A 23,151-nucleotide genomic window follows, 5' to 3' on the forward strand; every position below is an offset into this window, starting at 1 on the left:
CGCCCCAACCTGTGCCTATGAGTGGGTTGCGGCTGTTGAGGTGGCTTATACTCGGCCGACTTTGTAGTGGAGCTTGCTATGCCGAACGTACGACTTGCCGCCCTGACAGCCGAAATCGAAGCCAATGTGCGCCGCGCGCTGCTTGAGGATGTCGGCAGCGGCGATATCACCGCCCAGTTGATCCCCGAGGCGCGCCTGGCCAAGGCCACGATCATTTCCCGCGATGCCGCCGTAATCGCCGGCACGGCCTGGGTAGACGCGGTTTTCCGCCAGCTTGACCCGCGCGTGGCGGTGCATTGGCAAGTGGTCGATGGCGACCGGGTCACGCCCGATCAGGTGCTGTTTCATCTTGAAGGACCGGCCCGCTCGTTGCTGACCGGTGAACGCAGTGCACTGAATTTTCTGCAGCTGCTGTCTGGCGTCGCCACCCGCGCGCAATTTTTTGCCGACCTGGTCGCCGGTACGCAGGTGCGGCTGCTCGATACCCGCAAGACCCTGCCCGGCCTGCGCCTGGCGCAAAAATATGCGGTCACCTGTGGCGGTTGCGATAACCACCGCATCGGTCTGTACGATGCCTTCCTGATCAAGGAAAACCACATTGCAGCCTGCGGCGGCATTGCCCAGGCCGTGGTTGCCGCGCACCGGATCGCTCCCGGCAAGCCGGTGGAAGTCGAAGTCGAAAGCCTCGACGAACTGCAGCAAGCCCTCGATGCCGGCGCCGACATCGTCATGCTCGACGAGCTGAGCCTGGACGACATGCGCGAAGCGGTACGCCTGAACAATGGCCGCGCGAAGCTGGAAGCCAGTGGCGGTATCAGCGAACAAACCTTGCGTACGATTGCCGAAACCGGTGTGGATTACATTTCCATCGGCGCCATGACCAAGGATGTGAAAGCGGTGGACCTGTCCATGCGCCTGAGTCTTTGAGACCTGAAGTTTGATAGCCGGGAAGGAGTAGCCAAGTGCAACAGTGGTTCGTAGTCAACGCCGGCAAACAGACCGGCCCGCTGGACGCTGCCGCCGCGCGGCTGATTGCCCGTGAGGCACCGGGCGCCTGGTGCTGGCGCCAGGGCATGGCCGACTGGCAGCCGATCTATCAGATCCCCGAAGTGCGGGCGGTCAAGAAAGACGGCGTGACGCCCTTTCCCGACCCCACGCCGGACATGATTCAGCCGCGCCCCGGCGCGTTGCCGGCCGGCGCTGCCCCTGCCACCAGCCCGGCGCCGTCACCTGCCCCACTGCCGCGCCCCTCGTTCAGCCCTGATCCACCGGCGTCTGGCGGCTATGGTTCGACGGCCGTCACCGATGGCGTCGATTTCAAGCTGTTTGGCACCGAAACCCAGTTCGTCGAGCTGGAGCTGGACCGTGGCGAAAGCGCCGTGGCCGAAGCCGGGGCCATGATGTACAAGACCTGCGACGTGCAGATGGAAACCATTTTTGGCGATGGCAGCAGCCAGTCCTCAGGCTTGCTGGGCTCGCTGTTCGGTGCCGGCAAACGCCTGCTGACCGGCGAGAGCATGTTTACCACGGTGTTTTCCCAGCAGGGTTCGGGCAAGGGCCGCGTAGCCTTTGCCGCGCCCTACCCCGGCACGATTCTGCCGCTGAACCTGCGTGATTTCGGCGGCAAGCTGATTTGTCAGAAAGACAGCTTTCTGGCCGGCGCCAAGGGCGTGTCGATCGGTATCCAGTTTCAGAAGAAGATCCTCACCGGCCTGTTCGGCGGCGAAGGCTTCGTGCTGCAAAAACTGGAAGGCGACGGCTGGGTGTTCGTGCACACCGGCGGCACGGTGCGCAAGATCGAGCTGGCGGCCGGTGAATCGCTGGACGTCGACACCGGTTGCCTGGCGGCCATGACCCAGACGGTCGATTACGACATCCGCATGGTCGGCGGCATCAAATCGATGCTGTTCGGCGGCGAAGGCGTGTTCTTCGCCAAGCTGACCGGCCCAGGCACCGTGTGGCTGCAAAGCCTGCCCTTCTCACGACTGGCCGGACGCATGCTGGCGGCCCTGCCGGCAGGCAGCGTGGGCCGCAGCGAACGCTGATAAAAGCATCCAATGTGCAAGGAAGAATCATGCTGATTACTCAAGGACAACGCGTCCCGCTCTCGACCCTGATGACCGGCCAGGCATTGACCCTGACCATCGCCATCGATTCCCCGCACGTGATCGACTACGTGTGTTTCGGCGTCGATGCCCACGGCAAGCTGTCGGACGATCGCTACATGATCTTCTTCAACCAGCCGAACAGCCCGTGCAACAGTCTTCAGCAAGTGCAGGGTGGCGAATTTCGCATCAACCTGGCCGGGCTGCCGGCCAGTATCGATCGTCTGGTGTTCACCGCCTCGATCGATGGCGCCGGGACCATGAACGATATCCGCGCCAGCCATTTCAGCATTCGTGAAGCAGGCAACGAAAAGGCACGCGGCGAATTTTCAGGCGCCAGCTTTACCGCCGAGAAAGCGATCATGGTCATCGACCTGTACCGCAAGAACGGCGAATGGCGCCTGGCGTCCAACCTGCAAGGCTACAACGCAGGCCTGGCGGCGCTGGTGGTGCACTTTGGTGGCGAGGTGGCCGACGAGCCAGCGCCAGCGCCAGCACCCGTTCCCGCAGCCGCGCCGTCCAGAATCTCGCTGGAAAAGAAAATCGCCGATGCCGCGCCGCAGTTGATCAATCTGGCCAAGAAAGCCCAGATCAGCCTGGAAAAGGCCAGGCTGACCGATACCCGCGCACGGGTCGGCCTGGTGCTGGACGCTTCCGGCTCCATGAACGGCCAGTATTCCAAAGGCCACGTGCAGGAAGTGGTCGACCGGCTGCTGCCGATGGCGGTGCATTTCGACGATGACGGCGCGCTGGACTGCTGGGCCTTTGCCGCACGCTCCACGCAACTGACGCCGGTGACGCTGAGCAATTTTCGTGACTACATCAAGACCGATCATGGCGGCTGGCGCGACTGGGAGCTGGGCTCACGGATCAATAACGAGCCGGAAGTGATGCGCAAGGTCATCGACTTCTACAAGCGCTCGGGCGACCGGACGCCGGTGTATATCCTGTTTATCAGCGACGGCGGCGTCTCGCAGAACCGCGAGATCATCAAGCTGATGACCGAAGCTGCGAAGCTGCCGATCTTCTGGCAATTCGTGGGCCTGGGCGGGCGCGGCTACGGCATTCTGGAAAAGCTCGACGACATGGAAGGCCGGGTGGTGGATAACTGCAACTTCTTTGCCCTCGACCGGCTGGACGAAATCTCCGAAGAGAAGCTGTATGACCTGCTGATGGAGGAATTTCCCGACTGGCTCAAGGCAGCCAAGGTGGCCGGGATTCTGTAGCCGCGCCCATGGCGCACATAAAAAAACCGCTATCGACGATAGCGGTTTTTTTTGATGCGTCATCAGCGTTTAGCCGATCGAAACACCGTGTGCTTCAGCCAGTGGCTTCAGGCCGCCGGCAAAACCTTGGCCGATGGCCTTGAACTTGAACTCTTCGCCATGACGATACAGCTCGCCGAAGATCATCGCGGTTTCGGTCGATGCATCTTCCGACAGGTCGTAACGGGCGATTTCCTTGCCGTCGGCCTTGTTCAGGACGCGGATGTAGGCGTTGCCCACCTGACCGAAGCTTTGCTTGCGCGCTTCAGCGTCGTGGATGGTCACAGCGAACACCAGCTTCTTCACAGCAGCGTTCAGGCCGGTCAGCTTGACCTGGACCGCTTCGTCGTCACCGTCGCCAGCGCCGGAGCGGTTGTCGCCCAGGTGCTCGACCGAGCCGTCGGCAGAGGTCTTGTTGTTGTAGAAAATGAAGCTGTTGTCATCCAGTACCTTGCCGCTCTCGCCAACGATGAAGATCGAAGCGTCGAGGTCGAATTCGGTGCCATCGGTGACACGTGGATCCCAGCCCAGGCCGACAGTGATTTCGGTCAGGCCCGGGGCCTCTTTGGACAGGGAAACGTTACCGCCTTTACTCAGACTTACAGCCATTTGCGTGTTCCTTTGTTGAAGACAATAAGGGACTGAATCAGAAATTCAGACCGTAAGAATTGGCGACAGCGCGCAGACCACCGGCATAACCCTGGCCCACGGCGCGGAATTTCCACTCGCCGTTGCTGCGGTACAGCTCGGCAAACAGCATGGCGGTTTCGGTCGAAGCGTCTTCGGCCAGGTCGTAGCGCACGATTTCAGCGCCGCTTTTTTCATTGACCACGCGGATGAACGAACCACCCACCTGACCGAAGTTCTGCTTGCGTGCGTCAGCTTCGTGGATGGTCACCACGAACACGACTTTCTCGACGTCGGCAGGCACGCGGGTCAGGTCGACCTTGAGCACTTCGTCGTCACCGTCGCCGGCACCGGTGCGGTTGTCACCGGTGTGCTCGACGGAACCATCGGCGCTTTTGAGCTGGTTGTAGAAAATGAAGTCCGCGTCACTGCGAACCTTGCCGCTGGCGCCGATGAGAAAGGCGCTGGCGTCCAGGTCGAATTCCTGGCCATCGGTGGCACGCGGGTCCCAACCCAGTCCGATCAGGACATTGGTCAGGCTCGGGTCGGTTTTGGACAGCGAAAGGTTGCCACCTTTTTGCAGAGTCAAAGCCATGATGGGTAATCTCCTTTTTCCAGTATTTATGCTTCTTTCGCCGGCTCATCGTCCTTGCCAGGGAACAGCAGGCTGGCAACGATACCGATGGCAAGCACGACCATAACCACGATCAGGCTGCTATTGGCGCTGATGCTGTAGCCGTGACCGAAGATGTGGTCGGTCGCATTGAGGCCCAGCTTGATCGCGATGAAGAACAACAGTGCGATAACCGCTTTTTCGAGGTGAACCAGGTAGCGCTTGAGGGCTTCAAGCACGAAGTACAGGGTACGCAGGCCGAGGATGGCGAACAACATGGCCGAATACACGATCAGTGGCTCGCGGCTCACGGCGATGATGGCCGGGACCGAGTCGAAGGCGAACAGGACGTCGGAGATCTCGGCCACGACCACGCAGAGGAACAGCGGGGTGGCGAACAGCGTGCCCTTGGCAGCCAGGGTCATGCCGCTGTTTTCCGGCTTCTTGATTTCCTGCTCCAGTACCGAGCGGCGAACGAAGAAGTTGTGACCGTGCAGCTTCGGCCAGACCGGGAACAGCTTCTTGGCGAAGCGGTAGGCCATGTGCTGCGAGTAGTCGATTTCTTCGTCGTCATCGTCGCCGGCGCGCAGCATCATCACTGCCGTCCAGGCCACGATCAGCGCGAACACCACCTCGACCCACGGGCCCAGGGCCAGCAGGCCGGTACCGATGGCGACGAAGATGCCGCGGAACACGATGGCGCCCATGATGCCCCAGTACAGCACGCGGTGACGCAGGCCGTCAGGGATCTTGAACCAGGCGAACAGGGCCATGAACACGAACAGGTTGTCGACGCTGAGGACTTTCTCGAGCGCGTAACCGGTCACGAACAGAGTGGCGACTTCAGAGCCGTGCTGGACATACAGGAAACCTGCGAACGCCAGCGAGATGGCCACCCAGAAGACCGACCACAGGGATGCCTGAGTCAGGGTGATCGGCTTGTTGCCCCGGTGCGAGACCAGGTCAATGATCATCGCGCCGATGGCCAGACCGATGAAGACGGCCATAGTGAGTGGAGGGAAGCCGATAGCAGTGCTGCTTTCCATTTAACTGAGTTCCTCAGGGGATAAAAATTACAGGTCGAATTCGGAGGGGTTCAGACCCAGTTCCTGGCAGATGAGGCGGCATACCTGACGCTCGCTCTCGTCGAAGCTGCCGTCTGCACCGCCGATGGCGCAGCAGACACGCACCAGCAGGCGGGAAGCGTCTTCTTTTTTCTTGATCTTGCCAATGGTCTTGAGTGCTTCGGCACGGCCGATCTGCACATCGAACTCGAACTTGCTGCAGACATCATTGAAAGCGGTGATCACTTCCTTGATATCAAAGGCCTTGAGTTCCTGGGAGTTCTGGATGAAGCCGGCCATTTTCTGCTTCTCGGTGGCGCTGATGTCGCCATCGGCAGCGGCGACCAGCGCACAACCGGATACGACGGCGTCAAGAAACTCGCGGTTCTTGAATTTCGACACTTCGGAGGCGAGTTTTTCGCGCGCCGCTGTTGCATTAGTTTTCAACCAACCCAGCATTTTAGACCCCCAAGAGGCGGCAATAGCCGCCCCGGATACTTCGTTATGAATGATTACTTGGAACCGGCAGCCCAGCGCATGCCCCATCCATAGGCCTTGTCCATGTTGCTGTGTCCATTGTGGAAATCGACCCGGCGGGTCACCTTGACCGCGCCATTATCGTTTTCCAGCAGTGCGATCGCACACATGCCCTGGCGACCACCCTCTTCGTTCAAGCGCACTTCGATAGGCGGCTGACCGGGTACGTGGATGGTGACCACGCCGTCGGTTTCCTTCCAGTTGGGCGCGCCTTCGTAAATGAAGGCGTAGACCAGGATGCGACGGATCTGGCTCCAGTGCTGGCCGTTGATGTGCAGCCATTCACCGTCGCTGACCGAACCGGTGCGGTCGTCGCCCATCAGCTTGATGTAGGGCTCGCCATGCAGGCTGCCGAACGCATTGCCGAGTGCCTGGACCGCGCCTTTATGGCCATCCTGCAGCTCGAACAGGCAGCCTACATCAAGGTCGATTGCAGAGTTCTTGCGCATCGAAAAGAAACCGCCGCCCTTGTTGTCGCTGCGACGGTTCCAGTTCAGGTTGACCCTGATCTCGCCAAAACCGGCTGCGGTCTTTTCCAGGCTGATGGAAGAGCGGGTCTTGTCGAGGGTGATCTTGCTCAGGCTGACGGTCGACTTGACTGCCGGAGCCGGAGCCGGTGCAGGCGCTGGAGCGGGCGTCGGGGCCGGAGTCGGTGCTGGCGCCGGCGCAGGTGGCGCAGGCGCAGGCTCGGCAGCGGCGACTTCCACGCCGAAGTTCTTCGCCAATGGCTCCAGGCCACCGGCAAAACCCTGGGCTACGCAGCGAAACTTCCAGGCGCCCTGGCGCAGATAGAATTCGCCAAGGATCAGCGCGGTTTCTTTCATGCCAGCGGTCGGGATCGGTGCCTCGAGGCCGCCAGTGACGGTCACCACCAGCCGCGAGACCTTGTCGAAACTGGCCTTGTTTTCGTAGATGGTCGCCGTCAGGGCAACCTTCTCGATGGCCGGGTCCAGCCGGCTGGTATCAAGGCTGAAACGCGCCTTGCCAGCCGAGCTGTCGGTCAGTTGCACGGCACCGCCGCTGACACTTTTCTGACCGAAGAAACACATGTCCTGGTCGCCACGCACCTTGCCGGTACTGGTCAGCAGGAATGCAGAAACGTCGATGTCCGCGCCGGCGAGGGGCGAATAGTCGACCTCGACCGTCAAGGATCCCGCCGCAACGGGCGCGTTGGCACCTGGGACAAGTTGGGTCATGCGCGGATCGCTCCAATCGCCAGGTCGACCAGATCGTCAGCAGTACGGCCGTTGGTGACCTGGCCGACAGCGGTGAAATCCCAGCCGCTGGCTGTGCGCGACAGGTAGGACATGACCACGCCGGTGTGATGGCCTTTTTCCGACAGGTCGAAGCGGCCCAGCTCGTTGCGGCTGCCGTTGTCGACGATGCGGCAATAGGCATTGGCAACTTTTTCGAAAGTCTGGCCAGTGAACGAGTTGACGGTGAACACCAGGTATTTCACGGTGCCCGGCAGGCGTTCCAGGTCGACGCTGATGGTTTCGTCGTCACCTGCGCCTTCACCGGTACGGTTGTCGCCGGAGTGCTGGATGGCGCCATCGCGCGATTGCAGCTGACGGAACCAGACCAGGTCCAGAGGTTTCTTGTCGGCATCGAGCACGATGCAGGAAGCATCCAGGTCGATTTCGCCGCCACCGCCCAGCAGTTTGCCAAAGAAACCACTGGCTTTTTCCGGGTCCCAGCCCAGGCCCATGCTGACTTTTTTCAGGCCCGTGCCGGCGGTTTTCTCCAGCGAGATCGTCTGATTCTTTGCCAAAGTGAGTGCCATGTTTTCGCTCCCTGTGTACGGTAGTCGGATAAAAGCGTGACAGCGTTACCGCGTTGGCTCATCAACGCCATCACGATTGTGTAACCGGGCATTAACAGGCCCTTTGTAGCGGCCACGTCGCCATGAAGGATGAAAGTGTCGCCAGTGGGCATCCTGAGCGGCGGCAAGCAGTTCGTGATCGCCACTGGTGTCGCCCCAGGCGCGCACGCGAAACTGGTCCAACGGACCATAAACGCCTTCAAGGCGCGCCACTTTAGAGTCACGGCGGCAATTGCTGCCTTCGATCAGGCCGGTCAGTTTGCCGTCGATGATTTCCAGAGTGGTGCCGATCAGTTGCACTTTCAAGCGGTTGGCGAAAGGCTGCAGGACGATTTCCGGCGAAGCTGAGCACAGCGTCACAATTGCGCCCTTGTCGATCTCGGCGGCCACCGACTCCAGCGCAGCCGGGCGCATCAGGCGCTCCCACCAGGCTTCGCAAAAGGCTTCGGCCTGTTCCTGGACCCATTGCACCTCGACGCCGCTCAGGAAGGCCTTGATCAAACGCGCCTTGAGTTCGTCGCGGGTTACCCGCCGGGCCAGAAAGCCCAGGCTGGGCAGGACCATACGGGCCATGCGCCTGGAGAAGGTCCGCTGGCCGAAGGCAAATTTGAGGAAAGGCACAAAACTGTCGTGCCGGGTCAGGGTGCCGTCGAAATCGAACACCGCCAGCAGGCGCTCCTGCACCTCTATTTCCAGATCGGGCTCTATCATTTAACTGACTGCCTCCGCGAGTCGAATGCTGGCATCCACGATCGGAGCGGATGCCGGCAGTACGCCATGCCACTTGGCGCGCTCCAGGATGTGGGTTGCCCATTTGTAGTGTGTGGCCGGCTCACACATCGCGTCGTTGTACTTGAACACCGCCGCAGCCGCAGAGTTCAATATCATCCGTGCAGAATTCATGTCATCGAGGCTGACGCGCAAGGCGTTCTGGATGATCGTGATCTGCGATGGATGAATGGCGGTCTTGCCGACCAGGCCATGAGAGATGTCCAGCGCCAGCTCCTGATCGAGAATATCCGGCGTGGCCAATTGCTCGAACACCGGCGCCGTCAGGGCAAAACCTTGCGAGCCCATGATTCCGGCGAGCATGGGAATCACATAGCCCATGGGCGTGGAATACAGGGTCATGGCTGGATTGCGGCGCAAGCCCAGGCAGCCCATCAGGTCGTTGCCGCCGATGCGCAAGGCGATAATGCGCTGATCCAGGCTGGCCTTGAGGGCCTGGCCCAGCTCGACCATCGCTACCGGGTTAAACACTTCAGGCGTTTCCAGGGTCGGCATCAGCGCCATGGACGCATTGGTCACTGCCAGTTCCCACTGGCGAATGTTGCTCAGCGACAGCTTGGGAACCACGAAACCGTCCACGTGTTTCATCAACGGCCAGTCGTTGAGCACCGCTGCCATCTGCGCATCGCGCGGGCGCACGAACAGCAGCGGGCCGCCTTCGGGGCGGCCGCCATAGGCGTCGATACGCAGCAACACATCGCGCAGGTTTTCAAGCGCGGTGTCGACGTCGATCGGCGCCACGGCATCTTCCAGGCATACCACCAGGGAACGCAGCTCGGGGATTCTTTGCGCGACCACCACTTCAAGAATGTCATCCCGGGTAGCCGGCATGTACAAGGTGGCACCCAGGGCGTAAGGCGAAAATAGTGCCATCAACTCAGGCTCCGAATGATGGTTGCCGCCCGATAGGGGCCAAGAGCGGCGCCGGCCTGTTCGACGGGAACCCCCGCCTGTTCGGTCAGATGCAGTAGCAATTGCACGTCGGCGTCGCGAAGGTCGCGCACCAGTACGTGGTCCGGCACCCGCCGCATCACTGCCCGGGTTGCCTCGGCAATCCCTGGCTTGATGCGGTTCGGATTATTGACCTCAAAGCGTACGGCCAGCCCGTCGATAACCTGGCCCGCCGCTGCTTGTAGATCAAGGCGTTGAGCCACTGTCCTGGGTTCGACCGCGGCGGCAGCGGTCAGTTGCCGGCGCAGACCGTCGACCTGCTCGATGAACGACCGGGTCACGTCGAAGGGCTGCAAATGATCGTAGACCACGCAACCGTGCAGGCCGCCATCGGCCGGCCAGATCGAGCGCGAGACCAGGCCGGACACGGTGGCGCCGAGAATGCCCGAAGGAATGACCCAGTCTTCGGCCGAGGCCGCCAGCCATGCCCGGCCACACGGGTCGGCGAGCACGACAAGGCGCGGTTGCTCGGGAAAGCGTACATCGCCTGCCAGGCTGCGGCTGATTTCGCCGCTGATTGCGCCCTTGCCGGTCCAGCCATCGACGAACACGATGGCCTGCGCACCGTGCGCCCGGATAATTGCATCGAGCGCCGTCTTGTCGATACCACGGTCACGAACGATGCTGATGCCGTAGTGATGCGCTTCACGGCCCAGGTCGCGCAATGCCCGGCGCAACAGCACGCCCAGCGGCAGGCCGGCGCGCACGAACGACACCAGGACAATCTCCGGGCCGGTGTAAAAGCGGTCCAGCGCCTGGGCCAGCGCCAGCACATCGCTCGCCATGCGCGCGCCGTTCTGTGCCAGTGCGCGCTCGAACAGGTCCTGATGCACCGGGCTGGGCGCTTTCTCCTGGCTGATCATTTCCGAATAGTGTTTCTGCCGGGTCTGGATCAGGCGTTCCTTTTCCTCGACGTCGGTGACTTCGATGTCGACGCTGCGCAGCAGAAAATGCACGTCGTCCGGTGCATAACTGCCGCTGCCGACCGTGTCCAGGCCACTCTCCAACGGGCTACTCACCGGCGTGTTCCTCTACCAGCCGCGCCAACTGGCTGCGCGCCGGTGTCGCCCACCAGTGGCAATCGTTCATGAAGCCCAGGTCGGTGATGCTGTCGCCAAAGCCCAGCACCGGGCGCTCGCCATTCAGCGCGCGGTCGCGGCGCAGCCATTCCTGCACGGCGTGACGCTTGGCCAGACCCTGTGGCAGGAAAGCCAGGTTATTGCCGTTGCCATGAATGTGCAGGCCTTCGAGCAGGCCACGCGCCTGCACCTCGGCCAGCACCCGGTCCAGCACGCTGTCGTCGTTTTCGTTGTGCTTGGTCACCACGTAGTGGAACAGGCGCGCCTCTTCGACCACCCAGCCGCGCAGCGAGATGCCCAGTTCCTGGCCGATGGCCAATGTTGCCGCGCTCAGGTCGTGCAACCGCGCCTGGTAAGGCGCCAGCGTGTCCTGCATCTGAGCATGCCAGTCGCGATCGAGCTGGCCGGCGGCATCGAGCATTACCCCGCCGTGGGAGCAGATCGCCCCGGCACTGAACGGCAACTTCACACGGCTATAGGCCTCGACACTGCGGGCGGTAACCGGCACTACATCGGCATTGGCCAGCATCCAGTTGACGAACGAGCGCTGCACGTTGGTCATGTAGCCATTGGGGTTGCCGCTGATATCCACGGTCGCTACGTGCTTTTCGATATCGGCTGCGGTCTTGCGCGCGGTCTGGAACAGGGTGTCGTCCAGATCGACGAGGATCAGCGGGCGTTCGTTACTCATCACAGATAACCTCGGCGTTCAGCGCAGCGATCAGCTCGGCCGATACGGCCTGTGCCGGTGTCTCGGTACAGATCAGCACCCGGTCGAACTGACCGGGTTGCACGTTGTACAGGAAGTTGGGAATGCCCAGCCCGTAATTGTCGCCAAACGACAGGGCGTGGCCGATGGCATGCCCCAATGCGATCGGTGAACGGCTGGTGGAACTGAAATGCACATCGGCACCCGCCCGTTCCAGGCGTTCGGCCAGCAGAAAAGGACGCCAGACAAATTCGCTGGTGCCGATCACCAATACCCGCTCGCCCGACGCCACGTGCAGGTCCGGCGCCAGCGTGTCGGCGACTGTGCGTACGCCCAGGCGGCCCCAATCATTGCCTGCGCTCAACGGCCAGTCGCCTGCCGAAACGGTGCCGACTTCCGGCATGTCCGGCAGCGGCGCGCTGAGGTCTTCGGCGAAATGGTAGGCGCCCTGCAGCAGTGACACCTGGTCGGTAGTGACCTCCATCGCGCGGCTGACCGCGCCCGCCGACCAGTCGGTGAGTACGCAGGTGACCACCCGCTCGATGTTGTTCAGGCCGGCGTCGACCAATGCGCGGTGCAGGTTGATAAAGGTCTTGCCGGTCGAAGCTTCGTCGTCGACCAATACCAGCGACCGGGCAGCCAGCATCGATTCACGCAGTTGCGCATCGACCGGCAGATGGATCAGGTGGGCACTGGCGTGGCTGTGTTCTTCTTCGAAGCGGGCGAACAGTTCGGTGCCGGTCGGGTGCCGGGTGCTGACCAGATACAGCGCATCCGTCCGGGTCTGGCTGTAGGCGCGGTGCACGCCGGCGCCCAGGCCGACGGCGGTCTCGGCCATGCCGATCACCAGTACCGGGCCCGGCAGGTCGGCCGGAATCCTGTCGGCCAGGTCCTGAAAGCTCTGGCGCATGACGCCGGGACGTACCGGGATATGCCGGCCCAGCACCCTGGAGACGAACAGAAAAGCGCGTTTGGGGTTGCGCCGCTCGCCAAAGCCGAACAGCGCGTCCGGTGCGATGGTTGAAGCCTGAACGGTTACGTCGAGGCGTCCGCGAAGCAGCTCGGCATGCAGCGAAGTCGATTGGTTGAGCGCCTGGCGGCTGTCCATCGTTTGATTCCTGATTGGTAAGGCTGGGTGACTGGGCCGGCAAGGGCTTTCAGCCACGAGACGCTTCGACGAGCCATAAAGACGACTGGGCGACACGCGAGATTTCAGTGGTGGTGTAAGTTCTGTCCGGTTGTTTCAGGCTGGTCGGTACGCGACATGCCTGCAAGAACGCCACCAGCAAGGCCGACTTGACCGCAAAGTTCATGTTTTGTGCATCCGGCACGCTGGAAGTGACCATCCCGACCACCGCACCGCCGCTGTCAAACAGCGGGCTGCCACTGGAGCCCGGCTGAATGGGCGCTGTGAACTGCATCAGGCTGGCATCGCTGTGCAAGCCGAACAGGCTGGAAATACCGCCCTGAGTCACTTGCAGGCTGCCACCGGAAATAGAGGCCAGCGGGTAACCCAGTGCCACGACGTTATCGCCGGCTTCACTGCCCGGCCCGTCGCGAAACGGCAAGGCGGTGAGTGGCGAAGCGCCCTGAACGCGCAACAACGCGATATCGTTGCGCCGGTCGACCACCACCGGCTCGACCTTGTAGCGCCCTTCCAGCGAACTGATGTACAGCACGCTCATGTCTTCAATCACATGCGCACAGGTCATCAGATGTGCAGGCCCGACCACAAAGGCCGTGCCGGTGGCCGACTGGTGCCGATGGCCGTCCTGGCCGCCGTTGTTGCTGCCGCGCCGTGGGTGAAAATCGCTGACATCCAGGCCGATTTTGCGCCCGAACGCAGCCAGGCCATAAGCCGAGCCTTCGCTCAGGGCGCGAAATTTCCATTGATCGTTACGGCGGTAGAACTCGCCGATGATGATCGAGGCTTCACCGTAGTCGCGCAGTTCGAGCGAGTATTCGATATCGCTGTCGACCTGCAGGCTCAGGCTGCCGATCTCACTGATGGGACCTGCCGCCGCATACACGTAGACCATCAACAGCGCCCGGTCGCTTCCGGCCGGCAAGCTGCCAAGGGTCAGTGTGCAGCCAACATCCTGCGGCCCACCGCTCCATTGCATCCACGACTGCTCTTCATGCAGCAGCGCGGCGGGGCCGGTGGGGTGGCGTTTTTCATTCACCGGCAACAGGGCAACGGCTGCGTACTCGCCGAAGATAGAGGCTTTGCCACTCTTCAGGTTCCATGAACAACGGTCGGCGGCAAGGGCAACATTCGCGCCGGGCGCAAGAACTTTCATGCCGGTCCTCCTTGATAGGCTGAAGAGCGAGGTTAATAGCAAAAATCTATTATCACGATCAAGCCAAAGCCCGTACAGCGACGGTGATGGCCTTGACCTGAATATTATCCTGCCAATGTGTTTCCGGTTCTTTCAAGCCAAGACGGCGGGTGGCGAAAATACCCGGCAGGTTGACCCCGGTTTCGCGCGTGTAGCCGATGCCGCCGGAATAGCGCGGGTTGATTTCCAGCAAATGCGGCGTGCCTTCATCGTCATCGCGGGTCTGTACATTGACCAGGCCGTCACAGCCAAAATGCTCGGCCGCGCGCATGGCAAGCTGCACCGCTGCGCTGTCGCGCTCGAAGGTCTGATGCAAGCCCTGCTTGCGCCGCCCCACGCAGGCGACCACCTTGCCTTGTTCGCACACCAGGTCGACCGAGCACTCGCTGCCGGCCATGTAGGGCATGACCAACATCGGCGGGCGTTCGCCCGGTTGGCGATACGCCTGCAAATAAGCCTCGAAACTGGTTTCGCGGGCATCGGGGTTGGCAAAACAGCGAAAGGCGTCCACATCCGCCTTGAAGCGCCAGAAACCCTGGCCAAAGATGCCCACGGTCGGCTTGATGCACACCTCGCCGCTGGCCGACAGGGTGTCGAAAGCCTGTTGCAGCTGTTCGGCGTCGGTCACCGTGATGCCTGGCACGCAAGGCAAGCCTGCCTGCTCGGCAGCCGCCGTGAAGCAACTCTTGTCATCGACCAGGCGGAAAGTCTCGGTCGATACCCCGCCGGTCACCAGCTCAAGGCCTGCGTCGACAAAGCGCTGGCGATGGTCTTCATAAAAACCACCGATACGCCCGGCGATCACTACGTTTACGCCTTGCCGGGTCGCGGTCTCAATAATCCACTCAAGACGTTCGAGGTTGTCACGCGGTTCTTGCAGCGCCACATCGGCAAGCCCGGTAATCTCCGGGCGCGCTTGCCGGTGCGAGGCAATAATGCGCACTGAATCCGGCAGAGCCTCGCGCGCGCCCATGATTACTTCACGCTGGCTGGATTGCCCCTCAAGGAACCAAATCATGCAACTCTCCGTCGTTCTTAGCCATGCAGATGGCCTTGTCGAATTTTGTAATAACTGTTTTGCTTCAAAATGTTCGGATTAGGGCAAAGTCACGCAATTTTTCATAGGGGAACAATGGCATGAAATGGCTCAAGCGGTCGATTTGGCTGGTGGTATTTCTGGTTATCGGGGTCGGCGCACTCAGCCTTCACTATCTTTTGCCGCGCCATGACGTGGTCATGATCACCGGCGTGGAGGTCAAGCGCATGGACGCCGACGGGGTGATCAACGCCGAAAACCCGGCAGACGGCCCGACCCGCGATGTGTATTTCATCAATACCGAGCACCCGGACAACAAGCATGTCGTGGTGTATCGCAACGAAGATACCGGTTGGAGCTTCCCGTGGTACTTCAAGTTCGATTCGGCCGATATCCAGGCCAAGGCGCAAGGTTACTCGCGTGACGCGCAACAACTGGCAATTATTCGTTACTACGGCTGGCGGATTCAGATCCTGTCGATGTTCCCCAATGTGACCGCGATCGAATCCACTACCAGCCGTGACGAGCCGTTCCCGGTGTTCAACACGATCTTCTTCACCGTGCTGGCATTGCTGGTGCTGATCGTTGCCCTCGCCATCCGTCGTCGCCTGCGCAAGCAGCGGGTCAATGGCGTAGTGCGTTAAGCCTGCAGCCATAATTGCGGGCACCGGTCATCGCTGGCTGCCCGCTAACTGGTAAACTCCCGCGCCTCAATTCCTGCCCGAGGCGCTCTGCATGTCTTCCTTGAATCAGGCGCTCAGCGTCGCCCTCGACCACCGCCAGTTGCTGCTGGCCGACCTGCATGCCCAGGGCACCGATTGCTACCGGTTGTTCCACGGCAGCCAGGAAGGCGCCAGCGGGCTGACGGTCGACCGTTATGGTCCGCAATTGCTGGTGCAGAGTTTCCATACCAGCCTGGAGCGCGACGCGCTGCTCGAGCTGCATGCCACCGTGCAAGCGCGCCTGGGGATGGAGCTGTTGCTGGTCTATAACGATCGCTCCCGTGGCAACTCGCGCATCGACCGTCAAGACAGTGTCTATCAAGCCAGTGAAGCGGCGCTTGAAGACCTGGTCGGCCATGAATGGGGGTTGAACTATCGGGTACGCGGCCGGCATGCCGGGCAAGACCCTTTGCTGTTTCTGGATTTGCGCAACACCCGCGGCTGGGTGAAACGGCACAGTGCCGGCAAGCGTGTGCTGAACCTGTTTGCCTATACGTGCGGCGTTGGCCTGAGCGCAGCGGCGGGTGGCGCCAGCGAGGTCTGCAACCTGGATTTTGCCGAGGGCAATCTGGCGGTCGGTCGCGAGAACGGCGCCCTCAACCCGCAATTGCCGCCCATGCAGTTCATTCAGTCCGACTATTTTCCGGCGATCCGCCAACTGGCCGGCCTGCCGGTGACCGCCCGGCGCTCGCAAAAACTGCCGGACTATCCGCGCCTGCAACCACGCCAATACGATCTGGTCCTGCTCGACCCGCCGGCCTGGGCCAAGAGTGCATTCGGCACTGTCGATTTGCTGCGCGACTACCAGAGCCTGCTCAAGCCGGCGCTGCTGGCCACCAGCGACGACGGCGTGCTGATCTGCTGTAACAATCTGGCGCGGGTCAGCATGGACGACTGGCGCGAGCAAGTGTTGCGCTGCGCTGACAAGGTCGGCAAGCCGGTGCGTGAGTGGCAAGTGATACACCCGGCAGAAGATTTTCCGTCCATGGACCATCAGCCGCCCTTGAAAACACTGGTTCTGCATTTTTGAGCCGACAAATATAAAGACTTTTCCTACACCTCTGGACAGCTGCGGCATGTGAACCCAAAGCGCATGCCATACTCCAAGCACCTCCGTTCAGAGAGAGACGCCGCCTCCAATGCCTAAAGTTCTCAAGCGTATTATTGGCACCCTGGTGGCCGTCCTGGTCCTTTACAGCCTGTTGGGCTTTTTTATCCTGCCCGGCATTGCCCTGCGCATCGCCAATCAGAAACTGGCCGAATACGCCACTGTACCGGCCAGGATCGAGCGTCTGGAGCTCAACCCCTTCAGCCTTGAACTGACCGCCTGGGGGCTGAACATCGGCACGCCGGGCAAGGAACAGGTGGGATTCGAAAAGCTCTACGCCAACCTGCAACTCGACAGTTTGTGGAGCGGCGCCCTGCATTTGCTCGATGTCGAACTGGTCAAGGCGAAAACCGAGCTGTTGTTCGATAAAAAGGGCCAGTTCAACCTGAGCCAGTTGTTCAAACTGCCAGCCGCGCAACCGGCATCGGAGCCGGCAACGCCCAGCGAGCCGTTTGCCTTGCGCATCGGGCGCATCAAGCTGGTCGAGGGTTATCTGCATTTTCGCGACGAGCGCCCGGGCGACCCCATCGAGTTTCTGTACGACACGCTGAACCTGGAGCTGAAGAACCTCAGCACCCTGCCTGAGGACCACGCCGATGCGACGCTGGTCGCCATCGGCCCCGACGGTGGCCAGATCGACTGGGAAGGACGTATCGGCCTGTCGCCCATTGCCTCCGAAGGCACGCTGAAAATCACCGACAGCAAGATGAAACTCTGGTGGCCGTATGTGCGCGACGCCGTGCCGCTGGCCTTGCAGGACGGCCGCCTGAGCCTGAGCACCGCCTACACACTGAGCTTTGCCAAAGACACCGAACTGAAACTGACCAATACCCACGCCAGCGTGGCGGGACTGTCGATCAATGCCGCCGACGGCCGCTCGCTGGTGCGCTTGCAGCAACTGGACATCAGCGACAGTTCGCTGGACCTGGCCCGCCAGCAAGTGGTGATCGGCAAGGTGCGCAGCCAGAAGATGGAAACCTGGGCCGCCCGCGAAGCCGACGGGCAACTGGACTGGCAGAAGCTGTTCGCCAGCCAGCCGGCCAGACCCGCTGCGGCGGCCGCCAAACCTGCGGTCGATGAGAAAGCCGCCAAGCCTGCCGAAAAGCCGGCACCCGTTGCGCCGGGCAAACCCTGGCAGGTGCTGGTGCGCGATGTGCAACTGCGCAGTTATCAGGTCCATCTGGCCGACCGCGTACCCGCCGAACCGGTGGCGCTGGAAGTGGGCCCGCTCAATGTCGACATGCAGAATTTCGACAGCCTGAACAAGTCGCCCTTCAAGGTGCGGCTCGATACCGGGCTGGGCAAGCAAGGCAAGCTGACCGCCGCCGGCGAAGTCAACCTGGCCCCGGTCAACGCCCGCTTGCAGGTCACTACTCAAGACATCGACCTGCGCGTGGCGCAGGCCTATATCAGCCCGTTCATTCGCCTGGAACTGCGCAGCGGCATGCTGGGCAGCGATCTGGCGGTCGATCTGCAAAGTACCGAGCCGCTGGCCTTGAGCATCACCGGCAAGGCGCAGGTCAACCAGCTGCACACCCTGGATACCCTCAAGCAACGCGATTTCGTCAAATGGGAAAACCTGACGGTCGACGACCTCAGCTATCGACACGGCCAGGGCCTGTCGATCGGTCGGGTCAATCTGCAGCAGCCTTATGCGCGCTTTATGATCAACGAAGATCGCACCACCAACGTCGATGACCTGCTGATCCCGCAACCGGCCGAGGCGAAATCCGCCCCCCACGAAAAGCGCACCGCCAGCGCGGAAAAACCACTGGGCATCCATGTGGGCGAGGTCAATATCAAGGACGGCTCGGCGTATTTTGCCGACTTTACCCTGACGCCGAACTTCGCCACCGCCGTGCAGCAGCTCAATGGACGCATCGGCACCATCGATAACCAGCAGGCCAAACCTGCGCCGGTCGATATCGAAGGCAAGGTCGACCGTTATGCACCGGTAACCATCAAGGGCGGCCTCAATCCATTCAACCCGATGGCCAGCCTCGACATCGCCGCCAGTTTCAAACGGGTCGAACTGACGACCCTGACGCCCTACTCCGGCAAATTCGCCGGCTTCCGCATTCGCAAGGGCCGGCTCAATCTGGACCTGCACTACCTGATTACCCAAGGCCAGCTCAAGGCACAGAACAAGGTGCTGGTCGAACAATTGCAACTGGGTGAAAAGGTCGATAGCCCCGATGCCGTGGACTTGCCGATTCGTCTGGCTGTAGCACTGCTGAAGGATACCGAAGGACGGATTTCCATCGAGCTGCCGCTTGAAGGCGACCTGAATAACCCGCAGTTCAGCGTCATGCCGATCGTCTGGCAGACCCTGCGCAATCTGGTCCTGCGCGCAGCCCAGGCGCCGTTCAAGTTCATTGGCGGGCTGGTTGCCGGTGGCGGCTCGCAAGACCTGGGCACCGTACTGTTCGATGCGGGCTCCAGCGCCCTAACCGTCGAGGCACAACAGGCACTGGACAAGCTGGCTGTCGGACTGCGTGAGCGGCCGACCCTGCGCCTGGAAATCGAAGGCACCAGTGCTGCCGACAGCGACGGCCCCTTGCTGGCTCGCCAGCGCCTGGAGCGTGAATACCAGTTCACCTGGTACAAGATTCTGCAACGCCGTGGCGACAAGGTTCCGGCCCGCGCCGGTTTGCTGGAGGTGCCTGAAGACGAGAAGGCGCCGATGCTCGAAGGCATTTACCGTGCCCGCCTCAAGCAGCAGCCACCGGCGCAATGGACCGATCTGGGCAAGGAAGAGCGCCAGAACCAGTTGCGCAATGCGGTGCTGCAGTTCTGGAGTAAAAATGAGGTACTGTTGCGCGAGCTGGGCCAGGACCGGGCCAGCAGTATCAAGGATTATCTGGTCGACAAGGGCAAGCTTGAAGACGAGCGGGTGTATTTCATCGACGCCCAGCTCGGCAAGCCACAACCGGATGGCCGCGTGATCACTCCCCTGCACCTGGACAGCGAGTAACCCTTTGAACCATCGGCTTGCATCTTTGGCATTTCTGAGCCTGCTGGCGGGCGCCTGCATAAGCCCGGCACAGGCGTCGACCATGCGCTGTAACAGCCAGTTGATCAGCGTGGGCGATCCTGCGTTCGAGGTGCAGAAGAAATGCGGCCAGCCCGCCAGCCGGGCGACCGTAGGCTCCAGAGAAAACTTCAGCAGCAATTACCGGCATTCTGAGCAGATGCTGGTAGAGGAATGGATTTACGGCCCCGATCACGGAATGTACCGCTATTTGCGTTTCGAAGGCGGTCGCCTGACCAAGATCGAAAGCAAGCGCGGCCAATAATCCACCGGCCACAATAGAACAGGCCCCGACTCGAGAGCCGGGGCCTGTAATGACCACATCCGTATGGTCGGTCGCATGAACCATCTCTTATTCAGTCGATCACCTCCCTGGCGCTCGACTGTCTTTCAGAGGGTCATAGTCGATAATGCTTAGTCAGCTTTCAGGCCATCAGCCGATACAGCGGTAACGCCTTTGATGTTCTTGGCGATGCTGACCGCTTGTTTCTTCTGGGCTTCGGTCACTTTCACTTCCGAGGACAGGGAAACTACGCCTTTGGCGGTTTCAACAGTGATGTCCGAGCCTGGAATGCCTTTTTCGGTCAGCAGATCAGCTTTGACCTTGGTGGTGATCCAGGTGTCGCTGCCTTCTTGCTTGGCATGGTCGACAGTGTCAGCGGCAGCCAGCATCATTGGAGCCTGGTTAGCCTGGTTGGCGGTCTGGGCGAATGCGCCACCGGCCATGGTCAGAGTCAGGGCAGTGGCAGCAGCGATAGCGAACTTCTTCATACGATAACTCCTGTTTTTCTCAAAAACTGCGCTCACGTTGTAGCGCAGGGTTATCAGGTATATCGCAAGCGCTGTGCCAGTTTTCACAAGACTAAAAAACCTTTAATAATCAACAGCTTATTATTTTTTTAAAATTAGCCGATCGTGCAGTTTGCCCGTTCGTCCATCGTGCACGCATGCAAGATGCAAGTTTTCAAAAGTTCCCTGCGTACACCTCAAAATCCAACGCTTAACGAGGCCGTCAACGAAGCCGGTTCACCGGCATAGTTGCCCGCGCTGGCAATGGTTTCGATGTAGTCGCGGTCGGTCACGTTGCGCGCATTGAGCGACACCCGCACCTGATCGTTGATGTCGTAGAACAGGCTCATGTCGATGCGCCCGTAGCCGCTTGCGCTGTAGCTGTTGGCCAGATTGCCCTGACGCTTGCCGGCAAATACGACACCGGCGCCCATGCCCAGGCCACGCAAGGGACCGCTCTGTAACTGGTAGCTGGACCACAGCGAGCCGCTGACCACCGGAATGCCTTCCAGCCGGTTGCCTTCTTCAAGCTGGGTGTCCTTGATCAACCTGGCATCGAGCACGGCAATGTTGCCGATGACATTCCAGCCTTCGCTTATTTCACCGCTGACATCCAGTTCCAGGCCGCGCACGCGCTGTTCGCCGGTCTGGATCGAATAGCTGCTGTCGGCAGGATCGGTGGTCGACAGGTTTTGCCGGGTGATTTCAAATGCCGCCAGCGTGGCAATCAGGCGCTCGGGGATCAGGTCGTATTTCGCACCGATTTCATACTGCTTGCCGGTCTCGGGGTCGAGCACGCTGCCATTGCGGGTGAGGCGGTTCTGCGGTGCGAACGAGGTGCTGTAGCTGGCGTACAGCGCCAGGCGCTCGGTGGGCTGATAGACGATGCCGGCGCGCGGCGAGGTGTCCGAAGGAGCAATATCGATGTCGCTGTAACTGCCGCTGACGGTGTAGCTGCGGTTGCGCTGGTCGACCTTGTCCCAGCGCACACCCAGCAGCAGCTTCCATTGCTCGCTGAGGTCGATCTGGTCTTGCAGGTAAAGCCCGTAGCTGCTTTGCCTGAAGTCGGTGTCTTCACCAAAGCTGAACGGTCCCGGCGCGGCACCGTACACCGGGTTATAGATGTCCAGCGGCGCCAGGTTGGCGCGCAGCATGGTCACCCGCCGCGTGCCCCTGACCGTCTCGACCCCGCCAAGCACTTGATGCTGCAAGCCCAGCGTGTCGAAGTCGGCGATGGCTTCGAACTGGGCGCTGAGGGATCTGGCCGACTCATCGAAGTCGGTGGCGCGCCGCTGAGTGGTGCGACCGTCGCTCTGCAGGCTTTGCTGGGAGACATTGAGCATGTCCTTGTTGGAGCGGTCCCAGCGGGTCACCTGACGCAGGGTCAGCCAGTCGCTGGCTTCGTGTTCGATACGCACCCAGGCGGCCGTCTTGTCGCTTTCGGCGCGCGACCAGGGCTCTTCAAGAAACAGTTTCGAACGCGAGTCGACCCTGCCGTTGATGGCCAGCAGGCCGCGATCGTACTGGGCGTCGGTTTCGGTGTACTCCAGGCCCATTTCCACACGCGTGTCTTCGCTCGGTTCCCAGAGCAGCGTCGGCGCAATGAAGCGCCGGTGGCTGTCGCGGTACAGGTCACGGAAGCTGCCCTCGGTCTGGGTGGCGATGGCCAGGCCGCCGGCCAGCGAATGCCCGGCGTCGAGCGGCCCGCTGACATACGCCTGCAAGCGGCGAAAATCCCATGAACCGACCTGCGCCTTGACCTGACCCTGAGCGGTATAGGTCGGCTTGCGGGTCACCAGATTGATCAATCCGCCCGGATTGCCGCGCCCGTACAGGACCGAGGCCGGTCCCTTGAGCACTTCGACCCGCTCGATATTGCTCAGGTCGCTGAGGATTTCGGGTCGCACCACCAGCGAGTTGGTCATCATGCCGTCGACCGCATAGGTGGTGTTCTGGAAACCGCGAATGAAAAAGCTCTCGGTGGTGCCGCCATGGGTGTTGCCGCGCTGAATACTGCTGACGTTGCTCAGCGCATCGCCAAGGCTGGTGAGTTGCTGGTCTTCGATGACCTGGCGCGACACCACCTGAACCGATTGCGGGATATCGCGCAGCGGCGCGTCGGTCTTGGTTGCGGAGCTACTGCGCGACACGTTGTAGCCTTCGACCGGGCCGATGGCGCGGCTGCCGTCATGCAGCCCGGCAATCGTCGTCGCGTCCAGTTGCACAGCAGAACCGGCCACCGGCAGCGGCCTCAGCGTCCAGGTATTGCCGGCCTGCGGCACCGCTTCCAGGCCTGTGCCGCGCAACAGTTGCGTAAAACCTTGTACGGTACTCCACTCCCCTTTCAAACCGGGGCTGCGCAGGTCGAGCGCCACGTTCGGGTCAATCGGCAGGGTAATCCCGGCCTTTGCGGCGAACGTCGCCAGGGTGTCGCTCAAGGCACCAGCGGGAATGTCGTAATACCGGGTTTGAGCCTGGGCCTGCGCGGTCAGGCCAAGACCGGCCACAAAGGCCAGGCTGAACAAGGGTGAGATGTGGCTAGGGATGGGCATGCAAGGGATCCTG

At 61.2% G+C, this 23,151-nt stretch carries 22 protein-coding genes; 7 read left to right on the forward strand and 15 right to left on the reverse strand.

What is annotated here, in order from left to right; genetic code table 11:
* The first annotated feature begins 78 nt into the window (after positions 1-78).
* Genes nadC through ACYAS9_RS01790 form a run of 3 tightly spaced genes read left to right on the forward strand, consistent with a single transcriptional unit; the run spans position 79 to position 3,331 of the window.
* Positions 79-927, forward strand: coding sequence for a carboxylating nicotinate-nucleotide diphosphorylase (gene nadC / locus ACYAS9_RS01780; protein ID WP_463566602.1), 849 nt, complete (start codon positions 79-81; stop codon positions 925-927).
* Between the two features lie 35 nt (positions 928-962).
* Positions 963-2,045, forward strand: a complete 1,083-nt coding sequence (locus ACYAS9_RS01785) for a TIGR00266 family protein (protein WP_463566603.1) — start codon at positions 963-965, stop codon at positions 2,043-2,045.
* A 29-nt stretch (positions 2,046-2,074) separates the two neighbouring features.
* Complete coding sequence (locus ACYAS9_RS01790; protein WP_463566604.1) at positions 2,075-3,331, forward strand: VWA domain-containing protein; 1,257 nt, start codon at positions 2,075-2,077, stop codon at positions 3,329-3,331.
* 69 nt (positions 3,332-3,400) lie between these two features.
* Here ACYAS9_RS01790 and ACYAS9_RS01795 read toward each other — a convergent pair whose 3' ends face one another.
* Genes ACYAS9_RS01795 through ACYAS9_RS01855 form a run of 13 tightly spaced genes read right to left on the reverse strand, consistent with a single transcriptional unit; the run spans position 3,401 to position 14,918 of the window.
* On the reverse strand, positions 3,401-3,979 hold the full coding sequence (locus ACYAS9_RS01795; RefSeq protein WP_463566605.1) for a TerD family protein: 579 nt from the start codon (positions 3,977-3,979) through the stop codon (positions 3,401-3,403).
* 37 nt (positions 3,980-4,016) lie between these two features.
* Complete coding sequence (locus ACYAS9_RS01800) at positions 4,017-4,592, reverse strand: TerD family protein (protein ID WP_459749739.1); 576 nt, start codon at positions 4,590-4,592, stop codon at positions 4,017-4,019.
* A gap of 26 nt (positions 4,593-4,618) precedes the next feature.
* Complete coding sequence (locus tag ACYAS9_RS01805; protein ID WP_463566606.1) at positions 4,619-5,656, reverse strand: TerC/Alx family metal homeostasis membrane protein; 1,038 nt, start codon at positions 5,654-5,656, stop codon at positions 4,619-4,621.
* 27 nt (positions 5,657-5,683) lie between these two features.
* Complete coding sequence (locus ACYAS9_RS01810; protein WP_463566833.1) at positions 5,684-6,133, reverse strand: tellurite resistance TerB family protein; 450 nt, start codon at positions 6,131-6,133, stop codon at positions 5,684-5,686.
* A 53-nt stretch (positions 6,134-6,186) separates the two neighbouring features.
* Entirely contained in the window at positions 6,187-7,407 is a 1,221-nt protein-coding gene (locus tag ACYAS9_RS01815; RefSeq protein WP_463566607.1) for a TerD family protein, read from the reverse strand.
* Positions 7,404-7,994, reverse strand: coding sequence for a TerD family protein (locus ACYAS9_RS01820; RefSeq protein ID WP_463566608.1), 591 nt, complete (start codon positions 7,992-7,994; stop codon positions 7,404-7,406). Before ACYAS9_RS01820 ends, ACYAS9_RS01815 begins: the two co-directional genes overlap by 4 nt.
* A 45-nt stretch (positions 7,995-8,039) precedes the next feature.
* Positions 8,040-8,744, reverse strand: coding sequence for an HAD-IB family hydrolase (locus tag ACYAS9_RS01825; RefSeq protein WP_463566609.1), 705 nt, complete (start codon positions 8,742-8,744; stop codon positions 8,040-8,042).
* The gene (locus ACYAS9_RS01830) at positions 8,745-9,695 is read right to left on the reverse strand and encodes an HpcH/HpaI aldolase/citrate lyase family protein (protein WP_463566610.1); all 951 of its coding nucleotides are present in this window, start codon (positions 9,693-9,695) and stop codon (positions 8,745-8,747) included.
* Positions 9,695-10,792: a cysteine protease StiP domain-containing protein gene (locus ACYAS9_RS01835; protein WP_463566611.1), complete on the reverse strand. Its 1,098-nt coding sequence runs from the start codon at positions 10,790-10,792 to the stop codon at positions 9,695-9,697. The genes ACYAS9_RS01830 and ACYAS9_RS01835 overlap by 1 nt, the downstream gene beginning before the upstream one ends.
* The gene (locus tag ACYAS9_RS01840) at positions 10,785-11,543 is read right to left on the reverse strand and encodes an HAD family hydrolase (RefSeq protein ID WP_463566612.1); all 759 of its coding nucleotides are present in this window, start codon (positions 11,541-11,543) and stop codon (positions 10,785-10,787) included. Before ACYAS9_RS01840 ends, ACYAS9_RS01835 begins: the two co-directional genes overlap by 8 nt.
* Positions 11,536-12,669 (reverse strand): phosphoribosyltransferase domain-containing protein, encoded by a 1,134-nt coding sequence (locus ACYAS9_RS01845; RefSeq protein ID WP_463566613.1) that lies wholly within the window; start codon positions 12,667-12,669, stop codon positions 11,536-11,538. The genes ACYAS9_RS01840 and ACYAS9_RS01845 overlap by 8 nt, the downstream gene beginning before the upstream one ends.
* A gap of 49 nt (positions 12,670-12,718) precedes the next feature.
* Entirely contained in the window at positions 12,719-13,861 is a 1,143-nt protein-coding gene (locus ACYAS9_RS01850) for a trypsin-like peptidase domain-containing protein (RefSeq protein WP_463566614.1), read from the reverse strand.
* 58 nt (positions 13,862-13,919) lie between these two features.
* A complete protein-coding gene (locus ACYAS9_RS01855; protein ID WP_463566615.1) occupies positions 13,920-14,918 on the reverse strand; it encodes an ATP-grasp domain-containing protein in 999 nt (332 codons plus the stop codon).
* A gap of 119 nt (positions 14,919-15,037) precedes the next feature.
* Between ACYAS9_RS01855 and ACYAS9_RS01860 the strand changes: the two genes are divergently transcribed.
* The 4 genes from ACYAS9_RS01860 (at position 15,038) to ACYAS9_RS01875 (ending at position 20,062) form a co-directional block, all read left to right on the forward strand.
* Positions 15,038-15,580 (forward strand): DUF1523 family protein, encoded by a 543-nt coding sequence (locus tag ACYAS9_RS01860; RefSeq protein ID WP_463566616.1) that lies wholly within the window; start codon positions 15,038-15,040, stop codon positions 15,578-15,580.
* A 91-nt stretch (positions 15,581-15,671) separates the two neighbouring features.
* Complete coding sequence (locus ACYAS9_RS01865; RefSeq protein WP_463566617.1) at positions 15,672-16,688, forward strand: class I SAM-dependent rRNA methyltransferase; 1,017 nt, start codon at positions 15,672-15,674, stop codon at positions 16,686-16,688.
* Positions 16,689-16,797: 109 nt separating this feature from the next.
* A complete protein-coding gene (locus ACYAS9_RS01870) occupies positions 16,798-19,740 on the forward strand; it encodes a DUF748 domain-containing protein (protein WP_463566618.1) in 2,943 nt (980 codons plus the stop codon).
* Positions 19,741-19,822: 82 nt separating this feature from the next.
* Positions 19,823-20,062, forward strand: a complete 240-nt coding sequence (locus ACYAS9_RS01875) for a DUF2845 domain-containing protein (RefSeq protein ID WP_463566619.1) — start codon at positions 19,823-19,825, stop codon at positions 20,060-20,062.
* A 149-nt stretch (positions 20,063-20,211) separates the two neighbouring features.
* Here the strand turns inward: ACYAS9_RS01875 and ACYAS9_RS01880 are convergent, their stop codons facing one another.
* Together ACYAS9_RS01880 and ACYAS9_RS01885 are read right to left on the reverse strand one after the other, a co-directional pair.
* Complete coding sequence (locus tag ACYAS9_RS01880) at positions 20,212-20,568, reverse strand: BON domain-containing protein (RefSeq protein WP_463566620.1); 357 nt, start codon at positions 20,566-20,568, stop codon at positions 20,212-20,214.
* 215 nt (positions 20,569-20,783) lie between these two features.
* Positions 20,784-23,138 carry a TonB-dependent siderophore receptor gene (locus ACYAS9_RS01885; RefSeq protein ID WP_463566621.1) on the reverse strand — a complete coding sequence of 785 codons (2,355 nt, stop codon included), beginning with the start codon at positions 23,136-23,138 and terminating at the stop codon, positions 20,784-20,786.
* Positions 23,139-23,151: the final 13 nt, after the last annotated feature.

The sequence above is a fragment of the Pseudomonas sp. HP_08 genome (assembly GCF_055284095.1).

Coding starts and splice junctions, on each gene's coding strand:
- nadC (WP_463566602.1), top strand. CDS start 79: ATGCCGAACGTACGACTTGCCGCCCTGACAGCCGAAATCGAAGCCAAT.
- ACYAS9_RS01790 (WP_463566604.1), top strand. CDS start 2,075: ATGCTGATTACTCAAGGACAACGCGTCCCGCTCTCGACCCTGATGACC.
- ACYAS9_RS01795 (WP_463566605.1), bottom strand. CDS start 3,979: ATGGCTGTAAGTCTGAGTAAAGGCGGTAACGTTTCCCTGTCCAAAGAG.
- ACYAS9_RS01800 (WP_459749739.1), bottom strand. CDS start 4,592: ATGGCTTTGACTCTGCAAAAAGGTGGCAACCTTTCGCTGTCCAAAACC.
- ACYAS9_RS01805 (WP_463566606.1), bottom strand. CDS start 5,656: ATGGAAAGCAGCACTGCTATCGGCTTCCCTCCACTCACTATGGCCGTC.
- ACYAS9_RS01810 (WP_463566833.1), bottom strand. CDS start 6,133: ATGCTGGGTTGGTTGAAAACTAATGCAACAGCGGCGCGCGAAAAACTC.
- ACYAS9_RS01815 (WP_463566607.1), bottom strand. CDS start 7,407: ATGACCCAACTTGTCCCAGGTGCCAACGCGCCCGTTGCGGCGGGATCC.
- ACYAS9_RS01820 (WP_463566608.1), bottom strand. CDS start 7,994: ATGGCACTCACTTTGGCAAAGAATCAGACGATCTCGCTGGAGAAAACC.
- ACYAS9_RS01825 (WP_463566609.1), bottom strand. CDS start 8,744: ATGATAGAGCCCGATCTGGAAATAGAGGTGCAGGAGCGCCTGCTGGCG.
- ACYAS9_RS01830 (WP_463566610.1), bottom strand. CDS start 9,695: ATGGCACTATTTTCGCCTTACGCCCTGGGTGCCACCTTGTACATGCCG.
- ACYAS9_RS01840 (WP_463566612.1), bottom strand. CDS start 11,543: ATGAGTAACGAACGCCCGCTGATCCTCGTCGATCTGGACGACACCCTG.
- ACYAS9_RS01845 (WP_463566613.1), bottom strand. CDS start 12,669: ATGGACAGCCGCCAGGCGCTCAACCAATCGACTTCGCTGCATGCCGAG.
- ACYAS9_RS01850 (WP_463566614.1), bottom strand. CDS start 13,861: ATGAAAGTTCTTGCGCCCGGCGCGAATGTTGCCCTTGCCGCCGACCGT.
- ACYAS9_RS01855 (WP_463566615.1), bottom strand. CDS start 14,918: ATGATTTGGTTCCTTGAGGGGCAATCCAGCCAGCGTGAAGTAATCATG.
- ACYAS9_RS01860 (WP_463566616.1), top strand. CDS start 15,038: ATGAAATGGCTCAAGCGGTCGATTTGGCTGGTGGTATTTCTGGTTATC.
- ACYAS9_RS01865 (WP_463566617.1), top strand. CDS start 15,672: ATGTCTTCCTTGAATCAGGCGCTCAGCGTCGCCCTCGACCACCGCCAG.
- ACYAS9_RS01870 (WP_463566618.1), top strand. CDS start 16,798: ATGCCTAAAGTTCTCAAGCGTATTATTGGCACCCTGGTGGCCGTCCTG.
- ACYAS9_RS01875 (WP_463566619.1), top strand. CDS start 19,823: ATGCGCTGTAACAGCCAGTTGATCAGCGTGGGCGATCCTGCGTTCGAG.
- ACYAS9_RS01880 (WP_463566620.1), bottom strand. CDS start 20,568: ATGAAGAAGTTCGCTATCGCTGCTGCCACTGCCCTGACTCTGACCATG.
- ACYAS9_RS01885 (WP_463566621.1), bottom strand. CDS start 23,138: ATGCCCATCCCTAGCCACATCTCACCCTTGTTCAGCCTGGCCTTTGTG.